The following is a 25,304-nucleotide window of genomic DNA, read 5'->3' on the forward strand; positions in this document are numbered from 1 at the left end:
CGGCCCGCTCGCCGCTCAGGCGACTCCAGGAGCAGTTCTTCATGACCGAATCGAATCTTTCGTTCGTCGGCCGGCTTTCCGTCGCCGTCGGATCGTTTTTCGCCATCCTCGGCGACAGCACGCTTGCCGCGAACGTTCGCCGTTTGCGCGAAGGCGCGCCGGCGCCCGTTTCTGCCCCTCTTTCTGCCCCTGTTTCCGCGCCCCAACCCGCACCGGTCGCCGCGCCTGCTCCGGCGCCCGCCATCGAAGAAGCGAGTCCCGATGCAGCCCTTCAACTGCTGGGCCTGCTTCAGCGTAACGCGCGCTTCATCGACTTCGTCGAAGAGGACATCGCGAGCTATTCCGATTTCGAAATCGGTGCTGCGGCGCGCCTCGTTCACGACGGTTGCCGCACGACGCTGCGCGAACACTTCACGATCCGCCCGGTGCGCGACGAAGCCGAAGGCAGCCGCGTCACGGTCCCCGAGGGTTTCGACGCCACCGCGATCCGCCTCACCGGCAACGTGGTCGGCAAGGCACCGTTTAGCGGCAGCGTCGCGCACCGCGGCTGGCGCGCCGCCGAAGTCAGGCTGCCGAAGCTCATCAAGTCCCACGACGTGACGGTGATCGCACCCGCCGAGGTGGAGCTATGAGCGAGCCGCGCTTTTCGATCGGTATCGATCTGGGCACGACGCACAGCGCGCTGTCTTACGTCGACCTCACGGCAAGCGATGGCGAGAAAACCACCCAGGGCGTGCTGCCCATCGCGCAGCTCACCGCGCCTGGCACGCTCGAATCGCCCAGCCTGCTGCCTTCGTTTCTCTATCTGCCGCATCCCGGCGAACTGACGCCCGGCGATCTGACCTTGCCGTGGACGGCAAGCCGCGACTACGCGGTAGGCGAACTCGCGCGAAGCCGTGGTGCAGGCACGCCGATCCGCCTCGTGTCGAGCGCCAAAAGCTGGCTGTGCCATCCCGGAGTGGACCGGCGCGCAGCGATCCTGCCGAACGACGCGCCACCCGAAGTCGCGCGCATTTCGCCGCTCGAAAGCTCGGTGCGCTATCTCACGCATCTGCGCGAAGCCTGGGACCACGCGCATCCCGCGGCGCCTTTCGCCGAGCAGGACATCACCGTCACGATTCCCGCCTCGTTCGATCCGGCCGCGCGCGAGCTGACCGCCGAGGCTGCGCAGGCCGCCGGCTACGCACGCATGACGCTGCTGGAAGAGCCGCAGGCCGCGCTCTATAGCTGGATCCAGAAAAGCGGTGGCGCGTGGCGCAAAGAGGTGACGGTCGGCGACATCATTCTGGTCATCGACGTGGGCGGCGGTACGACCGACCTCTCGCTGATCGCCGTCGTCGAGCGCGAAGGCAATCTCGAACTCCATCGCGTCGCGGTCGGCGAGCACATTCTGCTCGGCGGCGACAACATGGACCTCGCGCTCGCGCACGTCGTCGCGCGCAAGCTCGCGGCGCAAGGCACGCAGGCCGATCCGTGGCAATTGCGCGCCCTCACTTACGCGTGCCGCTCGGCCAAGGAAACGCTGCTCTCCGACCCCGCCGCCGACGCCGTGCCGCTCGTCGTGCCGAGCCGCGGATCGAAGCTGATCGGCGGGTCGATCCGCACCGAACTCACGCGTGCCGAACTCACGCAGACGATTCTCGAAGGCTTCTTCCCGCCGGTCGATGCCGCAGCGCGCCCCGTGAGCCGCGCACGCGCGGGCCTCACGCAGCTCGGCCTGCCGTACGCGCAGGACGCCGGCATCACGCGGCACCTGGCGGCGTTCCTCGGCAAGCAGGTCGGCGCGCTGGCCGAACTCCAGGGCCTCGCCACCGCTCCGGCCGAAAGTGCGAGCTTCCTGCACCCCACCGCCGTGCTGTTCAACGGCGGCGTGTTCAAGTCCGCGCTGCTGGCCGAACGGATTCTCGGCGTCCTGAACAACTGGCTCACCGCCGACGGCGCCGCGAGCGCACGCCTGATCGGCGGCGCGGACCTCGATCTCGCCGTCGCGCGCGGCGCCGCGTACTACGGCTACGTGAAGCGCGGCAAAGGCGTGCGGATTCGCGGAGGCACGGCGCGCGCTTACTACATCGCGATCGAGTCGGCCATGCCTGCCGTGCCCGGTCTCGAGCCGCCGGTGTCGGCGCTGTGCGTCGCACCCTTCGGCATGGAAGAAGGCACGGACGCCGCTCTGCCGCCGCAGGAATTCGGACTCGTGGTCGGCGAGCCGGTGCACTTCCGCTTCTTCGGATCGTCGGTCCGGCGGCAGGATCAAGTCGGCACGATGCTCGACTACTGGTCGCCCGACGAACTGCAGGAACTCGAAGAAATCCAGGCGACGCTGCCGCCCGAAGGCCGCACGCCCGGCGACGTCGTGCCCGTGAAGCTGCACGCGCGCGTGACCGAAGCGGGCACGCTCGAACTCGAAGCGCTGTCGAGCGGCACGAACGAGCGCTGGAAAGTCGAATTCGACGTGCGTGGCAGCGCCAACGCCTGAGCTTGATGAAGCAATACCTCGTCGGCATTGATCTCGGAACGAGCAACACGGTCGTCGCCTACGTCGAGGCGCGCGGCGGGGTGGACAACAGCGAGATCCGCGTCTTCGACGTCGATCAGCTCGTGGGTCTCGGCGAGGTGCATGCCGAACCGCTCCTGCCCTCCGCGCGCTATCACCCGGCGCCGGGAGAACTCGCTGCGGACGATCTGCGCCTCCCATGGAGCGGCGCGCAACCAGGTGATGCGCCGCAGGCGGTGATCGGCGGGCTCGCGCGCACGCTTGGCGCGCAGGTGCCGGGCCGGCTCGTGAGCAGTGCGAAGAGCTGGCTTTCGCACGCTTCGGTCGACCGTCTCGCGCCGATCCTCCCCTGGGGCGCGAGCGACGACGCGCAGAAGGTTTCGCCCGTCGCGGCGAGCGCCAGCTATCTCGCGCACGTGCGCGACGCCTGGAATGCGCGCTTCACGCATGCGCCGCTCGAAGATCAGGATGTGGTCCTCACCGTCCCGGCCTCGTTCGACGACGGCGCGCGTGCATTGACACTCGAAGCCGCGCGGCTCGCCGGATTGCCCGCGTTGCGCCTGCTCGAAGAACCGCAGGCCGCGTTCTACGACTGGCTGTACCACCATCGCACGACGCTCGACACCGAACTCGGAAAGACGCGCCTCGTGCTCGTTTGCGACGTGGGCGGCGGTACGACGGACCTCACGCTCATCAAGGTGCATGTCGAAGACGGCGAGCCGCGGTTGACGCGGATCGGCGTGGGCAATCATCTGATGCTCGGCGGCGACAACATGGATCTCGCGCTGGCGCATCTCGTCGAAGCGCGACTCGCGGCCGGGCAACCGGCTGGCACGCGGCTAACGGCAGCGAGCCTCTCGCAGCTCGTCGAACGCTGTCGCGCCGCGAAGGAACAACTGCTCGACGAAGCGGCGCCCGATAGCGTCCCGATCACGCTGCTTGGCGCGGGTGCGCGGCTGGTGGGCGGCGCGCGCACGACGCAGCTGCGTCGTGAAGAAGTCGAACAGGTTGTCGTGGACGGCTTCTTTCCGAAGGGGGGCGCGGGCGACCTGCCGCGCCGCTCGCGCGCAGCACTCGTCGAGTTCGGCTTGCCCTACGCCGCCGATCCGGCCATCACGCGGCACATCGCTGCGTTCCTCGACCGGTTCGCCGCGCAATCGCGCGATGCGTTGGGCGACACGTTGGCCGAAACCGAAGCGCCCACCGTGCCGGTGCCGGACACGCTGCTGCTCAATGGCGGCGTTTTTCGCGCGCAAGCCCTTTCGTCGCGCCTCGCCGATACGCTCGGCACATGGCGCGGGCAAGCGCTGCACGTCCTGCAAAACGACCAGCCGGATGTCGCCGTCGCGCGCGGCGCGGTGGCCTATGCGCTGGCCCGCGCGGGCGAGGCGCCGCGCATCGGCGGCGGCTCCGCGCGCAGTTATTTCCTCGTGCTCGACAGTGCCCCCGAAACGCAGCGAGGCGTTTGCCTCTTGCCGCGCGGCACGGAAGAAGCGCACGAAGTGCGTCTCGACGATCGCGTGTTCGCGTTGCGGCTCGGACACCCTGTGCAGTTCCATCTGGTCTCCACGGTCGCCGATACGGCGTGGAAAGCAGGCGAGCTTGCCGATCTCTCGAGCGCCGACTTCGTGCGCCTGCCGCCGCTAGCAACGGTCGTGCAACGCATGGACGCAAACGCGCCGCGTGAGCGCGAGGTCAAGCTCACGACCTCGCTAACGGAACTCGGTACGCTCGAAGTGCGTTGCATCGCCACCGACGATCCATCGCAACGATGGCTGCTGGAATTCCAGCTCCGGCGCGACGATAGGGGAAATAACGCCGAAGCGACGCAGCGTCATCCGTCGCTCGACGAAGCGATCGGCCTCATCGATCGCGTGTTCGGACCACGGTCCGCGAGCGTCGATGCGAAGGAAGTGAAGCGTCTGCGCGCGCAACTCGAACAACGTCTCGGGCCGCGCGAAAGCTGGGATAGCGCGCTGCTTCGTGAACTGTTCGGCGCGCTCTGGGAGCGCTCGGGCCGGCGCCGGCGTTCCGCCGATCACGAACGGCTCTGGCTCAACCTCGCCGGCTACAGCGTGCGGCCGGGCTTCGGCTATCCGCTCGACGAGTGGCGCGTCGAACAACTGTGGACGCTGTTCGACGACGGCATCCAGCACGTCAATGACAGCCAGGTGTGGTCGGAGTGGTGGACGCTTTGGCGGCGCGCGGCTGGCGGGCTCTCCGAAGCGGCCCAGCAGCAGGTGCTCGAAGCCATGGACTGGCTCGAAGCGGCAGCGGGCGCGAAGCGCCACAAACTGCCCTTCGATCCGTCGAAGCTGGGCCAGGGCGACATGGTTCGCTTGTACGCGTCGCTCGAACACATCGACGTCGATCGCAAGATCCAGATTGCTGAACGCCTGCTTGCGCGGCTACAGCAGTCTTCGGAAAACCCGCAGAGCTGGTGGGCGGTCGGCCGGATCGGTGCGCGCCGGCCGTTTTATGGCAGCGCGCATGGTGTCGTGCCGCCCGACGTGGCGACGCGCTGGATCGACGTCATCCTCGAACTGAACTGGCGCAAGGTCGAGCCCGCGATGTTTGCTGCCGTGCAGATCGCAAGGATGACCGGCGACCGCTCGCGCGATCTGCCGCAGACCGTGCGCGACACCATCATTCGGCGGCTCGAAGCGGCGAATGCACCGCTTGCATGGGTCGAGATGGTCCGCGAAGTGGTGTCGCTCGACAATGCCGATACCGGACGCGTATTCGGCGAATCGCTGCCTGCCGGATTGAAGTTGATCGGGGGATGAGGCACGCACGGCCCCATCGTCCGGTCAGTTACGCTGCGTGGCCCGTGTCACGCTCGCTCGCGTAGCGCTGCAAGCGACACACGCTGACGCCCCTCTTCATCGAAGTTTTCCGGCATCAGCCACGCCGCGAACGCGCGCTTGATCGACGCCCATTCCGTATCGATGATCGAGAACCACGCCGTGTCGCGTGTACGTCCCTTGTACATCACCGCCTGGCGGAAGATTCCCTCATACGTAAAGCCCAGACGCTGCGCCGCCTTGCGCGAAGGCGCGTTGAGGCTGTCGCACTTCCACTCGTACCGGCGATAACCGAGCGTGTCGAAGGCATAGGCCATGAGCAGGTACTGCGCCTCCGTGGAGAGCGGCGTCTGCTGAAGCAGCGGCGAAAACGTCACGCTGCCCACTTCGATAACGCCGTTGGCCGGGTCCTGCCGCATCAGCGCCAACGTGCCCACTGCGCGACCCGTCTTGAGGTCGATCACCGCGTAGTGCTTCGGGTCCGCGCTGCGCGCCGCGCCTTCGGCGTAGCGGCGGAATTCGTCGACCGTCTCGAACGGGCCGACGGCCAGGTAGGTCCAGTTACGGCTATCGGGCGCGGCGCGATAGGCAGCGTGGAGATCGTCCGCGTGGCGCGCCGCGTCGAGCGGCTCGAGGCGGCACCAGGTACCAGTCAGGGTGACGTCGGCGGGGCGCTCGCGCGGCGTCCAGCCCGGGACCGGTTCGCCGATGGGTTGCCCGAATTCGTTAAGGCGCTGTGTCAAGGACTGCTCCCGCGAGTGTGATAGGTGAATCCAGAAGACTACGTCTTTCGTGGCACCTTCGGAAGGTCCACGCGACGACACTCTTGTGGAGCCACGAGTGAGCGTGTTTAACGGACCGGTGGACTTCTGGCGGAACACGGAGGTGGGAGGCACGGCGCCTCGCCGCTACAGCTCAAACCGGGTAATACATCTTCAACACAACACGCAATATTGCCCACCTATACTGCACGCAATCCACACCACCACAATCGACATGAGACGAATCACAGTGCGGCGCTCCCCGGTGCATGGCCGAGGCGTCTTCGCCTTGTGCGCCCTGCGCGCGGGCGAACGAATCTTCGAATACCGTGGCAAGGTGACCACCTGGCGCGAGGCTTCGCGTCACTGCGAGTCGCGCGCGGACTGCGCCCACACGTTTCTGTTCGGTCTCTCCGATGGCCGCGTGATCGACGGAGGGCGCGGCGGCAACGGCGCGCGCTGGCTCAATCACGCCTGCAATGCGAATTGCGAAACAGTCGAGATCGACGGGCGCGTGTTCATCGACGCGATCTGCGATATCGACGCGGGCGCGGAACTCTTCATCGACTACGCGCTGGAACTCGAAAGCGATGCGAGCGACGAGACGCGCTTGATGTACGTTTGCCGATGCGGCACGGGCGGCTGCCGCGGCACGATGCTGGGTGTCGGCGCGTAAAGGCCGATCGCGAAGCGAGCGCCACTCGCTTCCACAAACTCCCCTCCACACACACAACGTTCGCCAAGGTCGCGAACCATCGATCACGGAAGCGCATCAGCACAGTTATTTCGACCAAAAAATCAATCAAATATATTAAAAATAACTGGCTGAAGATCAATATGATTGCGCAAACCACTCCTCCAGGCTAACCGCGCCGCCGGCGATACGGGCAGCGCAGGCCAGACATCCCGGATCAGGAACCGCCATGCCGCGTCCCATCATCGCCCGCACTCATCCCGAAGCCGTCCGCCACAACCTCGGACTCGTCAAGCAGACGGCGCCCCACTCGCGCGTCTGGGCCGTCGTCAAGGCCAACGCATACGGCCATGGCATCGAGCGGATCTATCCCGCGCTGGCGCAAGCCGACGGCATCGCCCTGCTCGATCTCGACGAAGCCGTGCGCGTGCGCGAACTGGGCTGGACGAAGCCGATCCTGCTGCTCGAAGGTGTATTCGAGCCCATCGACGTCGAAGTCGCGGACAGCCATCACCTCTCCGTCGCCGTCCACTGCGACGAGCAGTTGCAGTTGCTGGAATCGGCGAAGCTGCGCCAGCCCATCGACGTCATGCTCAAGATGAACTCCGGCATGAACCGTCTCGGTTTTCGTCCGCATGCGTTCCGGCGAGCGTGGGAGCGTGCGTCGGCGCTGCCTTCGATCCGCTCAGTCGGGCTCATGAGCCATTTCGCCAACGCCGATGATGGCGCGATCGATTGGCAACTCGATCAGTTCGACGCCGTCACACAGGACATTCCCGGCGAGCAGTCGCTTTCGAACTCGGCGGGCGTGCTCTGGCATCCGCGCGCGCACCGCGACTGGGTGCGGCCCGGCACGATCCTCTATGGCGCGTCGCCCACGGGCGCGACGCGCCACGTCGCAGGCTTCGGGCTGCGCGCGGCGATGACGCTCACTAGCCGCGTCATCGGTGTGCAAACGCTCATGCCGCAGGAGACCGTCGGCTACGGGCGCACGTACCAGACAAGCCATCCGATGCGCATCGGCGTCGTCGCCTGCGGCTACGCAGACGGTTATCCGCGTCACGCACGCACCGGCACGCCCATTGCCGTCGATGGCGTGCGCACGCGCGTCGTCGGACGCGTCTCCATGGACATGCTGACCGTCGATCTCACGCCGTGCCCGCAGGCGACAATCGGGTCGTCGGTCGAACTCTGGGGCGACCGGGTAAAGGTCGACGACGTGGCCGAAGCGTCGGGCACGATCGGCTATGAACTGATGTGTGCGCTCGCGCGCCGCGTGCCGGTCGAAGTGGCAAGCGGCGTGACCACGGCGGAGCGCTCGCGGCTAGCCGAGTGCGTGACGACACTTTGAGCGAAGCGCGTCCGCTGCACGCAAGCGTCGGTCATTGCCGGTTTTGCGCTGACGCTAACGCAGATTCTCTTTGAAGAAGTCCACGACTGCCGCATTGAAGCGCCGATGAAACGCCGCGCGATCGAATCCGGGCGCCGACGTGCAAATGTCCGGCACTTGCTGAGCAAGGGCGGCGGAACACGGCGCGAGAAAATCGTAGTGGCCCGCACCGGGCACGACGAAGTATTGCGGCGCGACCGGAAGGGCGTCATAAACGGCCTGCGCGTAAAAGGGCTGAGGCAGGATCTCGTCGGCGGCGGCACGCCATAGCTGGACCGGAACGCGAACGTTGGCTAGTCCGGCTTTCCCGAACGTATAGCCGAGCGCAGGCGCGGCGACTACCGCGGCCTTGATGCGCGGATCGGTGTCCGCGCCATCCGCGCGCGGCACGGCGAAGTTCACCGGCACCGGACTGTTTGCGACGTACTTGCAGGTCCACTCGTCGGCATGATCGGCGCAATGCTCACTGACGAGACCAAGATCGTAGCGACCGCCGACTAGCGCCAGCACCGTGAATCCGCCAGCGGAGAAGCCAAACGCGCCGACTTTTTGCGTCGAGAGGCTTGCCCGCCCGCTCCAGTGCTCGAGCATGAAGTCGAGCAGTTGGCTGACTTGCCTCGGTCGGTCGGAGATGAATAACGCGCGACTGTTGTCGAGGTAGTTGTCGCCGGGATGCGTCAGCGCGGCCACCACGAAGCCGGCCTTCGCGAGTGCGATCGCCGTATCGTAGTGCCCCGTGAACGAGCCACCCGTTCCGTGCGAGATGACGACGAGCGGCAGATCGGTGCCTCGAACGGCACCGCCCGTGACCACGTCCTGCTCGTTCAAGCTCAGCGGTTCAGGCTTCTCGACCCCTTCGCTCGGGTACCAGATGCCTGCTTCGACGTGAGCGCCTCCAGGTGCGGTGTAGGTTAGCCGCTGGAACCCCACCGCTGCCTCGGCGCGCGAACCCGCAATGGCGAACAGGCCGCACACGGTCGCGAGCGCGGCAAAGCGGACGGCAGCAAATCGAAAGGTACGCCCCAGGATTTCCATGCGATCTCCCCCAAGTGGATTGCATGGATTGTAGTGAGCCGGAATCAGGGGCACTTGATCGAACTTGCTCTCATTGCCGGACGTACGATCGCGACAATCGCAATCGTCAGGCAGGCGGCAAGGCGCGCCCGCTACCGGCGATGCCTCCTTCGCGTTGGCGACGAGCGCAAGCCTGCGGTTAGCGCGGACAGCCGTCGTTCAATGCGAATGCCGCGGCACCTCACTTCCCCGGCAGCCGACGAGGAAATCGAAGTCGCACCCTTCGTCGGCTTGCAGCACGTGTTCTACATACAGGCCGCGATAGCCGCCGCGATCCTCCGGTATTTCCTCTCGCGCATCCGCCCACTGCGCAAGGCGCGCGCGAATCTCCTCATCGCTGATATCGATGTGCAACGTCCCCGCCTCGCAGTCCAGTTCGATCCAGTCGCCATCGCGCACGATGGCGAGCGGTCCGCCCGCGCGCGCCTCGGGCGCGACGTGCAGCACGACGGTCCCATACGCCGTGCCGCTCATGCGCGCGTCCGAAATGCGCACCATGTCGGTGATGCCCTGCGCGAGCAGTTTCGGCGGCAAGCCCATGTTGCCGACCTCCGCCATGCCCGGATATCCCTTCGGCCCGCAGTTCTTCATCACGAGCACCGAGTCCGGCGTGACGTCGAGTCCGGGTTCGGCGATACGACTTTTATAGTCGTCGAAGCTCTCGAACACCACCGCGCGGCCGCGATGCCTGAGCAGCGCGGCCGTCGCCGCCGATGGCTTCAGCACCGCGCCGTTCGGCGCGAGATTGCCGCGTAGCACGCACAAAGCGCCGTCACGCACGAGCGGATTGTCGAGTGGGCGAATCACTTCGGCGTCGTAGATCGGCGCTTCGCGCACGTTGTCCCAGAGCGACTTGCCGTTCGCCGTGAGCGCATCCGGATGCGGCAACAGTCCGGCTTCGCCGAGCCGTCGCAGCACGGCGGGCAGGCCACCCGCGTAATAAAACTCTTCCATCAGAAAGCGGCCCGACGGCTGCAGATCGACCAGCGTGGGCGTGCCGCGCCCGACGCGCGTCCAGTCGTCGAGTTCGAGCGGCACGCCGATGCGTCCCGCAATGGCCTTCAGGTGAATGGCCGCGTTGGTCGAGCCGCCGATGGCCGCGTTCGTGCGGATCGCGTTCTCGAAGGCCTCGCGCGTGAGCAGCTTCGACAGCCGCAGATCCTCCAGTGCCATCTCGACGATGCGCATGCCCGAGAGATGCGCGAGCACGTAGCGGCGCGCATCGACGGCGGGAATCGCCGCGTTATGCGGCAGCGTCACGCCGAGCGCCTCGGCCATGCACGCCATCGTCGACGCGGTGCCCATGGTGTTGCAGGTCCCTGCCGAGCGCGACATGCCCGCCTCCGCAGACATGAATTCGTGAATCGAAATCCGCCCCGCCTTCACCTGCTCGCTCAACTGCCACACGACCGTGCCCGAGCCGATGTCGCGCCCCTCGTGTTTGCCGTTGAGCATCGGACCGCCGCTCACGACGATCGCGGGTACGTCGCAGCTTGCGGCGCCCATCAGCAATGCGGGCGTAGTCTTGTCGCAGCCCACGAGCAGCACGACAGCATCGACCGGATTGCCGCGTATCGCTTCCTCGACATCCATCGAAGCGAGATTGCGCGTCAACATCGCCGTGGGCCGCAGGTTCGACTCGCCGTTCGAGAACACCGGAAATTCCACGGGAAAGCCGCCCGCTTCGTAGACGCCCCGCCTCACGTGTTCGGCGAGTTTGCGAAAGTGTGAGTTACAGGGCGTGAGTTCCGACCACGTATTGCAGATGCCGATCACGGGTTTGCCCTCGAATTCGTGATCCGGGAAACCCTGATTTTTCATCCAGCTTCGGTACATGAAGCCGTTCTTGTCCGCTGTGCCGAACCAGGCTGCCGAGCGAAGCTTTTTTGTGCGTGTGCTCATGGCGGTACCATTTTCGTGGCAATGGAGTATAAATAGCATGACTATTTGATCCCGTAGTACCGGGAAAACGCTAATCGAAACCCTTAAATAGCGTGCATATAGTTTTCCTATTGAAGTCAGCAGTCGGGCGGCCACCAGAGCATCCGGTGGTCAGAAATGGCGCGAACTACTCGTGACAGTATCCGGCCGTGGTGGACAACGGGTGTAGCGCCGTGAATTAAACGATTACAACGCAAGCTACATCGGAGACACGCATGAAACTGGCAATTCGCATGGTCGCGGGCGGACTCATGGCAACCGCCTTCGCATTTGCGGCTGGCACCGGCCACGCCGAAGACAAGCAGATCACGCTCGGCTTTGCCCAGGTAGGCGCAGAAAGCGCGTGGCGAACAGCCAATACAGTGTCCGTCAAGCAGGCGGCGAAAGACGCCGGCATCAATCTCAAGTTCTCGGACGCCCAGCAGAAACAGGAAAACCAGATCAAGGCCATCCGCTCGTACATCGCGCAGAAGGTGGACGTGATCGCGTTCTCGCCCGTGGTCGAATCGGGTTGGGAGCCGGTGCTGCAGGAAGCGAAGCGCGCGAAGATTCCCGTGATCCTCACGGACCGCAACATCGACGTGAAGGACACGTCGCTCTACGTGACGATGATCGGCTCCGACTTCCTTGAGGAAGGGCGCCGCGGCGGCAAGTGGCTCGAAGAGCGTTACAAGAACGACGCGGGCCCGATCAATATCGTCGAGCTGCAGGGAACGGTGGGCTCCGCGCCCGCCAACGACCGCCATGCCGGCCTGATCGAAGTGATCAAGAACGATCCGAAGTTCAAGATCATCGCGTCGCAGAGTGGCGACTTCACGCTCGCGGGCGGCAAGCAGGTCATGGAAGCGTTCGCCAAGACCTACGGCAACAAGATCAACGTGGTCTACGCGCATAACGACGACATGGCGCTCGGCGCAATCCAGGCGATGGAAGAAGCCGGAATGAAGCCTGGCAAGGACATCGCCGTGGTGTCGTTCGACGCGACCAAGGGCGGTTTCGAGGCGATGATCGCCGGCAAGATGAATGTTGACGTCGAATGCAGCCCGCTGCTCGGACCGCAACTAATGTCCGCCGTGAAAGATGTCGTGGCGGGCAAGGAACTGCCCAAGCGCATCGTGACGACCGAGACCGTGTTCCCGATGAGCGTGGCCGCGCAAGTGCTGCCGACGCGCAAGTACTAACATTGACGACTGATTCGCAGACGGCGGGTGGCGCGCTATTGCGTGCCGCCCGCCGCTGCGTGCTAATTACGCTATGAGTGCCACTCCGCTCCTCGAAACTCACGGCCTTTCGCGCACGTTCCCGGGCGTGCGTGCGCTCGTCAACGTCGATTTCCGGCTTTACCCCGGCGAGATCCATACCTTGATGGGTCAGAACGGCGCCGGCAAATCGACACTCATCAACGTCCTGACCGGCGTGCACCAACCCGACGCAGGCGAAATCCTCCTCGACGGCGCGCCCGTGCTTTTCTCGACGCCGCTGGAAGCGGAAGCGGCCGGCATCCAGACGCTCTACCAGGAGGTCAACCTCTGTCCGAACCTCTCGGTCGCTGAAAACATTTTCGCCGGACGGCAGCCACGGCGGCGCGGCCTGATCGACTGGAAGACGATCCACCGGCGCGCCGACGAAGCGCTCGACGAACTCAATCTCGCGCTCGACGTCACGCAATCGCTCGACACATATCCCATTGCGATGCAGCAAATGGTGGCGATCGCGCGTGCGATGTCCGTCGATGCGCGCATCCTGATCCTCGACGAACCGACCTCGAGCCTCGACGACAGCGAAGTCACGCGGCTCTTCGAAGTCCTGCGCAAGCTACGGGATTCGGGAATCGCGATCTTGTTCGTCACGCATTTTCTCGAACAGACCTACGCGATTTCCGATCGCATCACGGTGATGCGCAATGGCGAGCGCGAAGGTGAATATCTCGCAGCGGACCTGCCCGTACAGACGCTCGTCGCGAAGATGGTCGGGCAGCAGCTCGCGCGCGAACGGCTCGAACCGGGCAATGAGACGCTGGCCCCGGCGAGTGCTGCGCCTGCAGCACCCTGGCTCAGCGCGCACGGCGTCGCGCGGCGCGGCGTGCTCAGTCCGCTCGATCTCGACGTCCAGCCTGGCCAGATACTCGGGCTCGCCGGGCTCCTCGGCTCCGGGCGCACGGAAACCGCGCGTCTCCTGTTCGGCGCTGACCGCGCGGACGAGGGCGCGGTGTCGATCGGCGGCGAGACGGTGAAGCTTTCCTCGCCACGCGATGCCGTGCGGCACGGCATGGCGTATTGTCCCGAAGACCGCAAGAAGGAAGGCATCGTCGCGGACCTCTCGATCCGCGAGAACATCGTGCTCGCACTGCAGGCGCGCCGCGGCTGGTGGCGCATGATCAGCCGCGCTCGCTCGCGTGAAATCGCGAACGAATACATCGCGCAGCTCGGCATCAAGGCGCGCGACGCGGAACAGCCGCTCGGCCTGCTCTCCGGCGGCAATCAGCAGAAGGTCCTGCTCGCCCGCTGGCTCGCGACCGAGCCCGAACTGCTGATACTCGACGAGCCCACCCGCGGCATCGACGTCGCCGCGAAATTCGAAATCATGGATCGCGTGCGCGCACTGTGTGCGAAGGGGCTCGCCATTCTGTTCATTTCGTCGGAGATCAGCGAGGTGGTCCGCGTGAGCGATCGCATCGCCGTGTTGCGCGATCGCCGCAAGGTTGCCGAACTGAACGGCCACGGTCATTCAGAGGACGAAGTGTATGACCTGATCGCCGGAGGCCATCGATGATGCGCTTGTCCACGCTCTTCAAGCATCCGCTCATGTGGCCGGTGGCGACGCTCGTGTGCCTGTTCGCCATCGACGTCGCCCATCGCGCGAACTTCCTTTCGATCACCCTGCTTTCCCGTCACCTGTTCGGCGCACCCATCGACATTCTGATGAACGCCGCACCGCTAGTCGTGGTGTCGCTCGGGATGACGCTCGTGATTGCGACGCGCGGCATCGACATTTCGGTGGGCGCCGTGGTCGCCATCGCCGGGGCCGCCGCCGCGAGCGTGCTCGAAGGCGATCCGACGCGCGTGGGCACCGCCTTCGCCGCAGCGTTAGGCGTGGGCCTGCTGGCGGGAATGTGGAACGGCATGCTCGTTGCGTTCGTCGGCATGCAGCCCATCATCGCCACGCTCATCCTGATGGTGGCCGGACGCGGCGTCGCGCAACTGCTCACCGGCGGGCAGATCATCCCGATCGGCGCACCGGGCTATCTCTTCGCGGGTGGCGGCTACTACGCGCTTGTGCCGTGCGACGTGTGGATCGCCATCGCCGTTACCATCCTCACCGTCCTCATCGTCAATCAGACCGCGCTCGGGCTCTTCATTCGATCGATCGGCGTGAATCCGGTGGCCGCGCGCCTCGCCGGGCTGTCGTCGCAGGCCGTGGTGTTCGGCACTTACGCGTTCTGCGGATTGATGGCTTCCGTCGCGGGCATCCTCATCAGCTCGAATGTGCGCAGCGCCGATGGCAACAACGCAGGCTTGCTGCTCGAACTGGACGCGATCCTCGCCGTCACGCTCGGCGGTACGTCGCTCGCGGGTGGACGCTTCAGCCTCGCGGGCACCGTACTCGGGGCGCTCATTATCCAGACCCTGACCTACACGACCTATTCGATCGGCGTGCCGCCCGAGGCGACGCTTGTCGTCAAAGCCGTCGTCGTTTTGCTCGTGACCCTGATCCAGTCGCCGACGGCCCGCGCGTTCGCCGCGCGGCAACTACGACGCGCGGCGCTCGTACGCCGTGCGCGAGAAAGCGCCTGAGAGAGGAACCGAACGCATGAACCACTCCCTCCCGCACTTCGCCCCGCTCGCCGCGTTTCGACGCGGCGCCGCCCGCTTCGGCGATCCGCGCGTGCTGCCCATTGCCGTCACCGTGCTGTTGTTCGTCGCGCTGTTCGGCTTCGGGTCGGTGATGTACACCGGATTTTTCTCGTTGCAGGTATTGTTCGGATTACTTGTCGATAATGCTTTCCTGCTGATCGTCGCGATCGGCATGACGTTTGTGATCATTTCCGGTGGCATCGATCTTTCGGTCGGCGCGGTCGTCGCGCTCACCACGATTCTCTGCGCGGTCATGTCCGAACGGTGGCACTGGCCCGTCGTCGTCATCGTGCCTGTGGTGCTCGCCTGCGGCGCGCTCTACGGCGCCGGCATGGGCGCGCTGATCCACTACTTCCGGCTCCAGCCGTTCATCATCACGCTCGCGGGTATGTTCCTCGCGCGCGGCACCTGCTTTCTCATCACCACGCAATCCATCCAGATCAACAGCGCGGATTTTCACGCGCTCTCGCAGTTCAACGTCACCCTCGGCAGCGGCTCGCTGAACACCGGTGCGTTGATCGCGCTCGCGATGCTCGCGGCAGCCATCGTCATCGCCCACTTCACGCGCTTCGGACGCAACGTCTACGCGATCGGCGGCAATGAGCGCTCCGCACTGCTCATGGGCTTGCCGGTCGCGCGCACGAAGATCGGCGTTTACGCGCTTTCCGGCTTCTGCTCCGCGCTCGGGGGCGTCGTGTTCACGCTTTACGTGCTCTCGGGGTACGGGCTCCAGGCGCAAGGCATGGAGCTCGATGCCATCGCTGCCACCGTGATCGGCGGCACGCTGCTCACGGGCGGCGTGGGCTACGTCATCGGGTCGGTGTTCGGCGTGGGCATCCTCGGAACGATCCAGACGCTCATCACCTTCGACGGCACGCTCAGTTCGTGGTGGACACGTATTGTGATCGGCGCGCTGCTGTGTGCGTTCTGCCTGCTGCAGCGCGCCAGCGAGCGGCATGCGGCGCGGCGCAAGTCGACGGGTACCGGCATGGGTGCGCCGATGACGAAAGAAACACGCACGCAAAGCACCGCGCCGCTCGATCAGGCGAAGCTTGCGGCGGCACCGCCGCGGGCGTGAGGGGTACAGCGTTCCCTGCGCGAATCCCGAACGCGATTTACACAAAGCGGTGTAATACGGCACGCACATCACGCGTGCTTCGCGGCGGGAATAATTGATCGCCGGCAAGACACTCTCTTCTTCCTGACAATAGTCCGACTTATTACGGGTTTACATGTACTAGGTCCCGCCAAATCGCTGCATTACCATTTTTGAGTACCGTCCCGGCACGGTCTCCACGTTCGACCCACGGCGTCCTGGCTTCAGGACACCGCCGCGCCGCCCGGTGCTGTCGCGAATGTGCATGCCCCATCTCCACGAAAACAATCGGAGGAAAACATGGCGCAAGAACGGGATGAAGAGCAAGACCGGCTGGAGCAGGTAAAAGTGGGCCGTCGCGGCCTGTTGCAGGGTGCGGGACTCGGCGCCGCGCTCTCGCTGCTGGGCACGCTGGGTACGGGCGCAGGCGGATTGATCTCAACGGCACAGGCCGCTGAATCGGCGTTCCCCAACCACAAGAAGTGGAAGATCGTGTTCGTGAACCACGTCACCACGAATCCGTTCTTCGTGCCGACGCAATACGGCATTCAGGATGCGTGTTCGCTGCTGGACATGGACTACCAGTGGACCGGTTCGGCCACGTCCGACGCAGGTGAAATGGTGCGCGCCGTCAACGCCGCCATCGCTGCGAAAGCCGACGCCATCGCCGTTCCGATCGTCGACCCCACCGCGTTCGACAAGCCGATCCAGGCCGCGCTCGACGCAGGCATTCCGGTGTTCGCCTACAACGCCGACGCACCTCGCGGCAAGAGCAACCCGCGCCTCGCTTACATCGGGCAGGACCTGTATCTTTCCGGCTACCAGATGGGCCAGCGCATCGTCAGCCTGATCGACAGCGGCCTCGTCGGCCTGTTCATCGCAACGCCGGGCCAGTTGAACATTCAGCCGCGTCTGGACGGCGCGAGCGAAGCAATCAAGAAGTCGGGCAAGAACATCCAGATCCAGACCATAGCGACGGGCGCAACGGTCAACGAGGAGCTTTCGAAGATCAAGGCGTTCTACCTCGGCCACCAGGACCTGAAGGGCATGTTCGCCGTCGATGCGGGCAGCACGCAGGGCATCGCTGAAGTGATGAAGGAAAACAACCTGCCTTCGAAGGGCGTACACGGCGGCGGCTTCGACCTGCTGCCGACGACGGTCCAGTTGATCCACGATGGCTTTCTCGACTTCACGATCGATCAGCAGCCTTACGTCCAGGGTTTTTACACGGTGATGCAGGCGTTCGTGACGCTTGCGTCGGGCGGCCTCGTGGGACCGGCGGACGTCAACACGGGTCTCAAGTTCGTGACGAAGGATACGGTCGAGCCGTATCTCAACACGTCGACGCGCTATGAAGGCAAGAGCACCAAGGCGCAGATCCTCCAGATGAGAGGTCCGATCAAGTAGCGATGAATATCGTAGACGATCCCCGCAAGGTCGGAGCCCCGGCGCGGCCCGCGCGGCCGCGCGGGCTCCTGCTGTCCCATTGGTCAGCGGAGCTGCGCATTCTGCTTGTCGCGGTGCTACTCGCCGCGTACTTCGAGTTCGCCAATCACGACTTTCTTCTGACGAATGCGAGTCTCGTCAATCTCTCGCAGTTCGTTGCACCGGTCGCGATCATCGCGTTCGGCGAAATCATGCTCATGATCGGCGGCGATATCGATCTTTCGGCGGGCATGGTGTTCGCGTTCGCGCCGTTCATGATGGTGTTCGCGAACGTCGCAGGCGCGCCCATGTGGCTCGCCCTGATCGCGGGACTCGCCGCCGCGGCACTGGTCGGCTTCGTCAACGGCGCGGTAACCGTGTGGCTACGGCTGCCTTCGTTCGTGACGACGCTCGGCACGCTCTTTCTGATCAACGGAATCACGCTCACGATCTCGCGCGGCACGCCGGTCGAAGCGCCCGGTTCAACGACATTCGCCAACGTCATGGGCGCGTGGGGCTACAGCGAAATACTCTGGACGCTGGGGCTCGCGTTCGCCATGCACGTCCTGCTGCGTCACACGCGCTGGGGGCTGCATACGCAGGCCGCGGGTGCGAACCCGCTCGGCGCGAGCGAAGCGGGTATTCATGTCAACCGGCTGCGTCTCGGTAACTTCATCATCGCCGGGATGCTCGCGGGCCTGACCGGCATCCTCGAAGGTTTTCGCATCACGTCCATCGATCCGCAGGCCGGCGGCAACCAGATCACATTCCTCGCAATCGCCGCTGCGGTGATTGGCGGCACGCCGCTCACGGGCGGCTCCGGGACGATCATCGGCGGGCTGATCGGCGCGGCAGTGCTCGGCATTCTCAACGACGGCTTCACCATCATCGGCATCAACGCGTTCATGTTCAACATCATTCTCGGCGCCGCGATTCTCGCCGCGATGATCTTCAACATTCACGTCGGCCGCATCGGGCGCAGAGGGAGCCGATGATGGCCGAGCTGCGAACTGACGCCACCGCTTCTGCAAGCGCCGATTCCGGCGCGCCGCTCGCGATGCGCGGCGAACAACTCGTCAAACGCTTCGGCGCTGTGACGGCGCTCGATGGCGTGTCGTTCACACTCGGGCCTGGCGAGATTCTCGGCATCCTCGGCGACAACGGCGCGGGCAAGTCCACGCTCGTGAAGATCCTCACGGGGTTTCATCAGCAGACAGCCGGCACGCTCTACGTGAATGGTCAGGAGATGCTGCTGCGCTCAGTCGATCACGCGCGTTCGCTCGGCATCGAGTGCGTCTATCAGGACCTCGCGCTCGCGAATTCGCTGAGCATTTACCACAACATGTTCCTGAACCGCGAGATCGTGCGGCGTGGCCCGTTTCGTCTGCTCGATCACGGGAAGATGCGCGAGCGCGCGGCGCAGTGTCTCGACGACATCGGCGTGCATGTGCCCTCGGTCGATCTGCCCGTCGAGCGGCTTTCGGGCGGACAGCGCCAGGCGATCGCCGTGGCGCGCGCCGTCAATTCGGATGCCAGAATACTTTTGCTCGACGAACCGCTCGCGGCGATGGGCGCGCGCGAAGCCGCGCTCATCATCGACCTCGTTTTGCGCCTCAAGGAGAAGGGTGGACTCTCCATTATCATGATCATGCACAACTACGCGCAGACGCTCGATATCGCCGACCGCATCATGCTGATGCAACGCGGCCGCGTGACGTTCGAGCAGCACAGCGCGCAAACCTCGGTGCCGGAACTCATGGACATCGTGCGGCGCGAGTACCGCGCGATGCGCGCGAACGGCACGAATTAACGACAAACGAGGGCGTACCCGACCGGATCGCCCCAAAGCGGAAAACATGGATTATCGCAATCTGCCGAAGCGCAAGAGCATGCACGGCCGCATCGTGCAGGAACTGGGCATGCAGATCGTCAGCGGACGATTCGCGCCGGGGCAGAGACTGCCGCCGGAGCCCACGCTATGCGAGGCCTATGGTGTGAGTCGTCCCGTGTTGCGCGAGGCGACGCGCGTGCTCGTGGCGAAAGGGCTCGTGGTGTCCAAACCACGCGTGGGAAGCGTCGTGCGCAAGCGCGAAGAATGGCACATGCTCGATCCCGATGTGCTCTACTGGACCGTCAACAGCATTCCCGAAGGCGAATTTTTCCAGGCGCTCATGACGGTGCGGCAGATCATCGAGCCTGCCGCCGCCGCACTCGCCGCGATTTCCGCCAGTGACGACGATATAGCGCGCATCAGTGCTGCCTATGCGCGCATGGAGCGGGCGCGCACAGCGAGCGAACTGCTCGAGCCCGATCTGGAGTTCCACCGCGCGATCATGGCATCCACGCACAACGACATGCTCGCTTACATCGGCAACATGCTCTCGCTCGCGCTCTCCGAGTCGATCAAGCTCACGAGCCGCCATCCGAACACGCACGCCCTTTCGCTGCCGCGCCACAAGGCCATACTCACCGCGATCGAGCATCGCGACGCGTTGGCCGCTCGACAGGCGAGCGTCGTGCAGCTCGATAACGCGCGCGCCGATGCGAATTCGATTCTCGGCGGCGCAGCGCTCGCACCGGATCGGTAGATGGAAGGTTGAGTGGTGCGCGGGCTAGCGTAGAGCGTATTAAATCCGCTCTACGTCTGCCCGCTCCACTCGCCCCCCGCGCTAGCGTCCGAACGGCTCAACCTCGACGTGACGCCCGAGCAGGAACGCATCAGCGACGAGACGCAGTGGACGCACATCGACGTCCTCAGCACCATGCGCAATCAGCCAGTGAAAGCGCTCGTAGAGCGCGGGATATTCGCGTTCGGGCGCGAGCTCAACGTTCTCGCCCGCGATCGAGAGGCGCTTGCCGCCTTCACTCAGCGCCAGCAGTCCATCCGTCGTCTGAACGTCGATCTCCCATTGCTCGACGGGACCATGTCGCCAGTCGAATTCGACGCGCACGCCGACACCATCGGTATCGATGCAGTCGAGTTCGGCAGCAATGGGCGTGGAGCAATCGGCGGGTACATGCAGAGTCGCACCGCGCAGCAGCACTTCGCGCGGCAACATGCGCGTGACGATGGAAAGCGCGTTGATACCGGGATCGAAGACGCCCAGGCCGCCCGGCTCCCAGATCCATTGCTGCCCCGGATGCCAGCGCCGCACATCCTCTTTCCACCGAACGTGCACCGCGCTGATGGTGCGTGTCGCGAGCCATTCGCGCGCGGGCTCGACGGCGCTCGCGTAACGGGAGTGCCACGTCGCGAAGAGCGTGCGCCCTTGCGCGCGCGCCAGTTCACGCAACCATTCGACTTCGGTCACACTCGCGCCCGGCGGCTTTTCCAGCATGACGTGCTTGCCCGCCAGCAGCGCGGAGCGCGCCTGTGCGTAACGGACCTGCGGCGGCGCGCAGAGCGACACGGCATCGAGTCCGGAAACGGCCGCGAGCATCGCATCGATATCGGTGAAATTGCTCACGCCCTCAACCTGCGCGTTGCGGCTCGCGCTCGCGACGAGCGCAAAGCCCGGATTCGCCGCGATGGCGGGCAGATGCTGGTCGCGCGCGATCTTGCCGACACCGGCAATGGCCAACGTATACGGCGACGCGTTCATTAGAATCTCCTGTTTGGTAATGGCCACGCGTGAATCGTCAATGCGCCCACCGCAGCACGAGCGGATCGAGACGGCGTGCAATAGCGACAAGTTCGGCGCGTGTATCGGGATGCATCTGCGGCAATGGATGGCGCGGCAATTCACACGCGATCACGCCGCCCTCCTTCATCAGCGACTTCGTGGCAAGCAACCCTGCCTGACGATTCTCGTGATTGATGAGCGGCAGCCAGCGCTGATAGAGCGCGAACGCCTCGTCGGTGCGGCCTTCGCGGTGCGCCACGATGATCGGCCGGATACCGTCCGGGAAGCCGCCGCCCGTCATCGATCCAGTTGCGCCCGCATTGAGATCCGCGAGCAGCGTGATGCCTTCTTCGCCGTCCCACGGACCGACCACGGCTTCGCCACCAAGCCGGATCAGTTCACGCAGTTTGTTTGCCGCTCCCGGCGTTTCGATCTTGAAGTAGGCGACATGCTCGATATCCTTCGCCATGCGTGCGAGAAACGAAGCAGAGAGCACCGTGCCCGCCGCGGGCGCATCCTGGATCATGACCGGAATGTCGATGGCGTCGGAAACGCGCGCGTAGAACTCATAGATCTGCGTTTCCGGCACGCGAAACGTCGCGCCGTGATACGGCGGCATCAGCATCACCATCGACGCGCCGAGGTCCTGCGCTCGCCGGCTGCGCACCGCGCTGACGTGCGAGCTGTAGTGCGTCGTCGTTACGATCACAGGCACACGGCCCGCGACGTGTTCAAGCACGGTGCGCGTGATGAGGTCGCGTTCGTCGTCGGACAGCGAGAATTGCTCGGAGAAGTTCGCGAGTATGCACAGTCCGTCTGAGCCTGCGTCGATCATGAAATCGACCGCGCGCTTCTGGCTTTCGAGATCCAGTTCGCCGGTTTCGGTGAACGTGGTTGGTACGACGGGGAAGATGCCCGCGTGGCGGGGTACACGGTTCGTGGTCGTCATCCTGTCTCCTGTCGGTGGCACTTGGTGCTTCAGCACTTAGCGCGGCCCTGCGCATAGCCTCGACTTTTCGGCGCGCTCGCGCGGTAATCCTCGCTCATAGCGATCGGCGCGGCGCCGGCTGCCCCGCCATGACTCGTCGATCGCCGCAGGCACAAGACATCCACTTTGGCGCAATTGAGCGTCCTCCGATATCGAAATCGACATGGTATTAACCCCTAATACCCTGCCCAATTAATGCCCCTCAAGCACGCGCGCGAGGCCAAAGATGAGTCGGTTGTTCATCGACATCACATAACTTCGCGACTAAGCTCGATTCATCACGCCTGTGCGCCACAAGTCGAGAAGGACGGCGCTACGTCCATGAAAGCACGCGATTCGAACCGCTCAGCGAAGACCGCGCCTTTTGCGTGGCGGCACATTTCGACTGTCCGATGGCGCGCGACTCTGGGCGCATCGCTGGTTCTACTGACCAGCGCATTTGCGACAGATGGTTCGGAACGCGATAGCAGGTCGTTGTCACACACACCGCGAAACCGGCCTACTGGCGCTCGTCGCACAAATGCGCAACACACCGCCAGAACCTGTGTTCGAAGGGCTGCCCGTCGAAGAATGTTGGCGTGGCTTGCCATAGCGCCGCGTTCTGTTGCCGTCCTTCCGGCGTTCTGCAATCGGCGAGCGCCTGTTCAACCGACTTCGCGGCGCCTTCGAGACAACGTGGATCGCCGGACGAGCAGAGTTGTGACGCTTCCTGTTCACAGGCGGCAAGAGCGGGGCCGCTACTCATGAGCAATACGATTGCAAGCAATTGAGGCATTGCTTTCGAATGCATACCCGTTCCCCTTCGCTGCCTCCGATCGGGGAGCCAGCCTGCCGGTTAGTTTTGCGGCACTGACGAAGGATTAAAAAAGTCACACGCTCCGGCGCTTCGTGCGCGGATCGCTGCACAACGATTTGCACTTCGCCAGTCGGCGGCCGGGCAGCCCGAATGACACCTGGCACCCGGAACCGTCACGCTGATATTACGGCATCGATATCTGAATCAGTGTTGGCTCGCTCACGCCCCGGCGCGTTCAGCCAATGCGTGATCGCGTCGCCGTGGCCGCACAGCCCTTCGCATACGATGCCATCAGACGCAACGAACGTGGGCACGGACGATCTCACGCGACGTTATTTCGAGGGTCGCCCCAACGCTTGAAATCATCGATCGGCGAGTCGCTCCTGATCCGCCGACCAACGCGACCGATGTCTATTCAACTTGCGAAAACGCGTCGCTTTCCACAACGCCGCGACGACCGCAGTCATCGCGAGCGGAAGACAAGCAACTTGCACTGCGCACGTACCATGTCTGCGCTCTTTCGGCTAGCCGTGATTCTCCACCCTCAACTTCGCGCGGCAGTTGCCGTTAAAACAATCATGGTACGAGGCGACGGGTCGAATGCGTCGTCCCCGCGCGCCACGGGCCATACCCTGTCCCATGTAACAGCAGTCGGGACCACACGCAGAGCCAACCTTGGGCGCCGGGATCCCTGTTTCCGGCGCTTTTTCTTGGCCCCTGCCGTATCGCAGCGCGACCCGCACAATGCAAAATGCGGGAACAGGCTGCTGCCCGCTCCCGCATTGCGAGGTTTCCGCCAGCTGCGCACAGCCGGACGAAAAGTCCGCTTAACTCATGTGCAAGCCGCCGTTCAACGAAAAGTCGGCGCCGGTCGAGAAACCCGATTCATCGGACGCGAGCCACGCACAGATCGATGCGATCTCTTGCGGTTCGCCGAGGCGGCGCACCGGAATGCTCGCCACGATTTTCTCCAGCACTTCGGGTTTCACCGCGCGCACCATGTCCGTGCCGATATAGCCCGGCGAGACGGTGTTGACGGTCACACCCTTCGTCGCGACTTCCTGAGCGAGCGCCATCGTGAAGCCGTGAATGCCGGCCTTCGCGGTCGAATAATTGGTCTGGCCGAACTGACCTTTCTGCCCGTTCACCGACGAGATGTTGATGACGCGTCCCCAGCCGCGCTCGACCATACCGTCGATGACCTGCTTGGTGACGTTGAAGAGACTCGTGAGATTGGTGTCGATGACGGCGACCCAGTCCTCATGCGTCATCTTGCGGAACACGACGTCGCGCGTGATGCCGGCATTGTTGACCAGCACGTCGATTTCGCCGACTTCCTTCTTCACCTTCGCGAAAGCGGTAGCCGTCGACTCCCAGTCAGCCACATTACCTTCCGACGCAATGAAGTCATACCCTGCCGCCTTCTGGTCTTCCAGCCATTTCACGCGACGCTGGGAATTCGGCCCGCAGCCGGCGACGACCGTGAAGCCGTCCTTGTGCAGCCGCTGGCAGATTGAGGTTCCAATGCCGCCCATTCCGCCGGTTACATAGGCAATGCGCTTCGCCATAACTCCTCCTTTCGTTTAGGGGTATCAGCAAGTCGATAAAAGCTGCGGAGGGCGAGGTCAGTTTGACGACCGCCCGCACGCCACACGATGGGTATTAACCCGTATGCAATAACGTGGATTGTCGGAATCAGATGCGTAATTCACCGCTGGCCGGCCGGGCCAGGTGCACGCCGATTACCACGTTCACGTGATGCTTGCCGCGGCCGGGTATCGTGCCGCGCTAAAGCGACGGCAGCAACGCGTAGCCGAAGTCTCAACCAGCGCGGAGCATGTTGTGATCATGCCCGGCAAGAGCCTCGCCCGTTGGGTCGAAATCGATTCAACCGCGCTGGGGTCAGTGAGCGCAGGCTCACGCAAGCGAGGCGGGCGTAACGAACGCCGCGTCCGAAGTCTCGTACGCGAGATCCGCGTGAATTCGGCACATCCGGTTGATGGAGCCTCAGGCAACAGGTAATCCGGGTGGGAATCCCGGCGATACGCATGCACGCAGTGCTGAATTCGGTACGATCTTCGGTAATGCAAACCAAAATTCGGACTCCATATAAAAAGACACCCTGCGCAACAGCACGGCCGTTCGTCTACCTGCTTACAGTAGACGACGTTAAGAATCGTATCGCGGCGATGGTGACAGTTCTACGACAGGGTATTCGTCATACGACAGCGTTACTCTTCATACGTAACGCATATTGCGACGCGTCATGTGACAAGTAAAACACGGAGATGCCGAGCCCGTCCAGACGATTTGAAAAAAATACTCGTGATATGAATCAATTCGATTCGGCAAACACGGATATGA

19 protein-coding genes are annotated in these 25,304 nt (G+C 64.2%); 13 read left to right on the forward strand and 6 right to left on the reverse strand.

The genetic code is table 11. The features are described from left to right. Positions 1-41 precede the first annotated feature (41 nt). From D1Y85_RS18460 to D1Y85_RS18470, 3 genes are read left to right on the forward strand one after another with little or no spacing between them, the layout of a single operon-like run. Complete coding sequence (locus D1Y85_RS18460; RefSeq protein WP_124152522.1) at positions 42-632, forward strand: DUF2760 domain-containing protein; 591 nt, start codon at positions 42-44, stop codon at positions 630-632. Continuing rightward, a complete protein-coding gene (locus tag D1Y85_RS18465; RefSeq protein ID WP_124152523.1) occupies positions 629-2,476 on the forward strand; it encodes an Hsp70 family protein in 1,848 nt (615 codons plus the stop codon). Before D1Y85_RS18460 ends, D1Y85_RS18465 begins: the two co-directional genes overlap by 4 nt. A 5-nt stretch (positions 2,477-2,481) precedes the next feature. Further along, on the forward strand, positions 2,482-5,280 hold the full coding sequence (locus D1Y85_RS18470; RefSeq protein ID WP_124152524.1) for an Hsp70 family protein: 2,799 nt from the start codon (positions 2,482-2,484) through the stop codon (positions 5,278-5,280). 47 nt (positions 5,281-5,327) lie between these two features. Here the strand turns inward: D1Y85_RS18470 and D1Y85_RS18475 are convergent, their stop codons facing one another. Next, positions 5,328-6,194: a GNAT family N-acetyltransferase gene (locus D1Y85_RS18475; RefSeq protein WP_425466949.1), complete on the reverse strand. Its 867-nt coding sequence runs from the start codon at positions 6,192-6,194 to the stop codon at positions 5,328-5,330. A 100-nt stretch (positions 6,195-6,294) separates the two neighbouring features. Between D1Y85_RS18475 and D1Y85_RS18480 the strand changes: the two genes are divergently transcribed. Then, a complete protein-coding gene (locus D1Y85_RS18480) occupies positions 6,295-6,735 on the forward strand; it encodes an SET domain-containing protein (protein WP_124152526.1) in 441 nt (146 codons plus the stop codon). A 247-nt stretch (positions 6,736-6,982) separates the two neighbouring features. After that, a complete protein-coding gene (alr, locus tag D1Y85_RS18485) occupies positions 6,983-8,104 on the forward strand; it encodes an alanine racemase (protein ID WP_124152527.1) in 1,122 nt (373 codons plus the stop codon). 54 nt (positions 8,105-8,158) lie between these two features. On the opposite strand, the gene D1Y85_RS18490 is transcribed toward alr, so the two are convergent. Both D1Y85_RS18490 and D1Y85_RS18495 read right to left on the reverse strand, forming a co-directional pair. Then, positions 8,159-9,178, reverse strand: coding sequence for an alpha/beta hydrolase family protein (locus tag D1Y85_RS18490; protein WP_124152528.1), 1,020 nt, complete (start codon positions 9,176-9,178; stop codon positions 8,159-8,161). 198 nt (positions 9,179-9,376) lie between these two features. Beyond that, positions 9,377-11,119 (reverse strand): IlvD/Edd family dehydratase, encoded by a 1,743-nt coding sequence (locus D1Y85_RS18495; protein ID WP_124152529.1) that lies wholly within the window; start codon positions 11,117-11,119, stop codon positions 9,377-9,379. A gap of 272 nt (positions 11,120-11,391) precedes the next feature. On the opposite strand from D1Y85_RS18495, the gene D1Y85_RS18500 reads away from it, so the two are divergent. The 8 genes from D1Y85_RS18500 to D1Y85_RS18535 all read left to right on the forward strand — a co-directional run bounded on the left by D1Y85_RS18500 (position 11,392) and on the right by D1Y85_RS18535 (position 20,121). After that, a complete protein-coding gene (locus D1Y85_RS18500; RefSeq protein ID WP_246024971.1) occupies positions 11,392-12,339 on the forward strand; it encodes an ABC transporter substrate-binding protein in 948 nt (315 codons plus the stop codon). A 73-nt stretch (positions 12,340-12,412) separates the two neighbouring features. Further along, complete coding sequence (locus D1Y85_RS18505; protein ID WP_124152531.1) at positions 12,413-13,930, forward strand: sugar ABC transporter ATP-binding protein; 1,518 nt, start codon at positions 12,413-12,415, stop codon at positions 13,928-13,930. Beyond that, the gene (locus tag D1Y85_RS18510) at positions 13,927-14,952 is read left to right on the forward strand and encodes an ABC transporter permease (RefSeq protein WP_124152532.1); all 1,026 of its coding nucleotides are present in this window, start codon (positions 13,927-13,929) and stop codon (positions 14,950-14,952) included. The genes D1Y85_RS18505 and D1Y85_RS18510 overlap by 4 nt, the downstream gene beginning before the upstream one ends. Positions 14,953-14,968: 16 nt before the next feature. Beyond that, entirely contained in the window at positions 14,969-16,090 is a 1,122-nt protein-coding gene (yjfF, locus tag D1Y85_RS18515; protein WP_124152533.1) for a galactofuranose ABC transporter, permease protein YjfF, read from the forward strand. Between the two features lie 318 nt (positions 16,091-16,408). Next, positions 16,409-17,515, forward strand: coding sequence for a sugar ABC transporter substrate-binding protein (locus D1Y85_RS18520; protein WP_124152534.1), 1,107 nt, complete (start codon positions 16,409-16,411; stop codon positions 17,513-17,515). 2 nt (positions 17,516-17,517) lie between these two features. Beyond that, positions 17,518-18,528, forward strand: coding sequence for an ABC transporter permease (locus tag D1Y85_RS18525; protein ID WP_124152535.1), 1,011 nt, complete (start codon positions 17,518-17,520; stop codon positions 18,526-18,528). Further along, positions 18,528-19,343 (forward strand): ATP-binding cassette domain-containing protein, encoded by an 816-nt coding sequence (locus D1Y85_RS18530; RefSeq protein ID WP_124152536.1) that lies wholly within the window; start codon positions 18,528-18,530, stop codon positions 19,341-19,343. The genes D1Y85_RS18525 and D1Y85_RS18530 overlap by 1 nt, the downstream gene beginning before the upstream one ends. Before the next feature lie 46 nt (positions 19,344-19,389). Beyond that, positions 19,390-20,121 carry a FadR/GntR family transcriptional regulator gene (locus tag D1Y85_RS18535; RefSeq protein WP_124152537.1) on the forward strand — a complete coding sequence of 244 codons (732 nt, stop codon included), beginning with the start codon at positions 19,390-19,392 and terminating at the stop codon, positions 20,119-20,121. 81 nt (positions 20,122-20,202) lie between these two features. Here D1Y85_RS18535 and D1Y85_RS18540 read toward each other — a convergent pair whose 3' ends face one another. From D1Y85_RS18540 to D1Y85_RS18550, 3 genes are all read right to left on the reverse strand, one after another. Then, a complete protein-coding gene (locus D1Y85_RS18540; protein WP_124152538.1) occupies positions 20,203-21,135 on the reverse strand; it encodes a Gfo/Idh/MocA family protein in 933 nt (310 codons plus the stop codon). A gap of 37 nt (positions 21,136-21,172) precedes the next feature. Beyond that, a complete protein-coding gene (locus D1Y85_RS18545; RefSeq protein ID WP_124152539.1) occupies positions 21,173-22,105 on the reverse strand; it encodes a dihydrodipicolinate synthase family protein in 933 nt (310 codons plus the stop codon). Between the two features lie 1,662 nt (positions 22,106-23,767). Then, on the reverse strand, positions 23,768-24,508 hold the full coding sequence (locus D1Y85_RS18550) for a 3-ketoacyl-ACP reductase (RefSeq protein WP_124152540.1): 741 nt from the start codon (positions 24,506-24,508) through the stop codon (positions 23,768-23,770). Between the last annotated feature and the right edge of the window lie 796 nt (positions 24,509-25,304).

It is taken from the genome of Paraburkholderia dinghuensis, assembly GCF_003837865.1.
In the GTDB taxonomy this organism is placed as follows: Bacteria; Pseudomonadota; Gammaproteobacteria; order Burkholderiales; family Burkholderiaceae; genus Paraburkholderia; species Paraburkholderia dinghuensis.

What these genes read in the sequence shown, in the direction of transcription:
- D1Y85_RS18510 (WP_124152532.1), top strand. Translation starts at nt 13,927, where the DNA reads ATGATGCGCTTGTCCACGCTCTTCAAGCATCCGCTCATGTGGCCGGTG.
- D1Y85_RS18535 (WP_124152537.1), top strand. Translation starts at nt 19,390, where the DNA reads ATGGATTATCGCAATCTGCCGAAGCGCAAGAGCATGCACGGCCGCATC.
- D1Y85_RS18500 (WP_246024971.1), top strand. Translation starts at nt 11,392, where the DNA reads ATGGTCGCGGGCGGACTCATGGCAACCGCCTTCGCATTTGCGGCTGGC.
- D1Y85_RS18520 (WP_124152534.1), top strand. Translation starts at nt 16,409, where the DNA reads ATGGCGCAAGAACGGGATGAAGAGCAAGACCGGCTGGAGCAGGTAAAA.
- D1Y85_RS18470 (WP_124152524.1), top strand. Translation starts at nt 2,482, where the DNA reads ATGAAGCAATACCTCGTCGGCATTGATCTCGGAACGAGCAACACGGTC.
- D1Y85_RS18490 (WP_124152528.1), bottom strand. Translation starts at nt 9,178, where the DNA reads ATGGAAATCCTGGGGCGTACCTTTCGATTTGCTGCCGTCCGCTTTGCC.
- D1Y85_RS18460 (WP_124152522.1), top strand. Translation starts at nt 42, where the DNA reads ATGACCGAATCGAATCTTTCGTTCGTCGGCCGGCTTTCCGTCGCCGTC.
- alr (WP_124152527.1), top strand. Translation starts at nt 6,983, where the DNA reads ATGCCGCGTCCCATCATCGCCCGCACTCATCCCGAAGCCGTCCGCCAC.
- D1Y85_RS18465 (WP_124152523.1), top strand. Translation starts at nt 629, where the DNA reads ATGAGCGAGCCGCGCTTTTCGATCGGTATCGATCTGGGCACGACGCAC.
- D1Y85_RS18540 (WP_124152538.1), bottom strand. Translation starts at nt 21,135, where the DNA reads ATGAACGCGTCGCCGTATACGTTGGCCATTGCCGGTGTCGGCAAGATC.
- D1Y85_RS18525 (WP_124152535.1), top strand. Translation starts at nt 17,518, where the DNA reads ATGAATATCGTAGACGATCCCCGCAAGGTCGGAGCCCCGGCGCGGCCC.
- D1Y85_RS18545 (WP_124152539.1), bottom strand. Translation starts at nt 22,105, where the DNA reads ATGACGACCACGAACCGTGTACCCCGCCACGCGGGCATCTTCCCCGTC.
- D1Y85_RS18480 (WP_124152526.1), top strand. Translation starts at nt 6,295, where the DNA reads ATGAGACGAATCACAGTGCGGCGCTCCCCGGTGCATGGCCGAGGCGTC.
- D1Y85_RS18550 (WP_124152540.1), bottom strand. Translation starts at nt 24,508, where the DNA reads ATGGCGAAGCGCATTGCCTATGTAACCGGCGGAATGGGCGGCATTGGA.
- D1Y85_RS18505 (WP_124152531.1), top strand. Translation starts at nt 12,413, where the DNA reads ATGAGTGCCACTCCGCTCCTCGAAACTCACGGCCTTTCGCGCACGTTC.
- yjfF (WP_124152533.1), top strand. Translation starts at nt 14,969, where the DNA reads ATGAACCACTCCCTCCCGCACTTCGCCCCGCTCGCCGCGTTTCGACGC.
- D1Y85_RS18495 (WP_124152529.1), bottom strand. Translation starts at nt 11,119, where the DNA reads ATGAGCACACGCACAAAAAAGCTTCGCTCGGCAGCCTGGTTCGGCACA.
- D1Y85_RS18530 (WP_124152536.1), top strand. Translation starts at nt 18,528, where the DNA reads ATGGCCGAGCTGCGAACTGACGCCACCGCTTCTGCAAGCGCCGATTCC.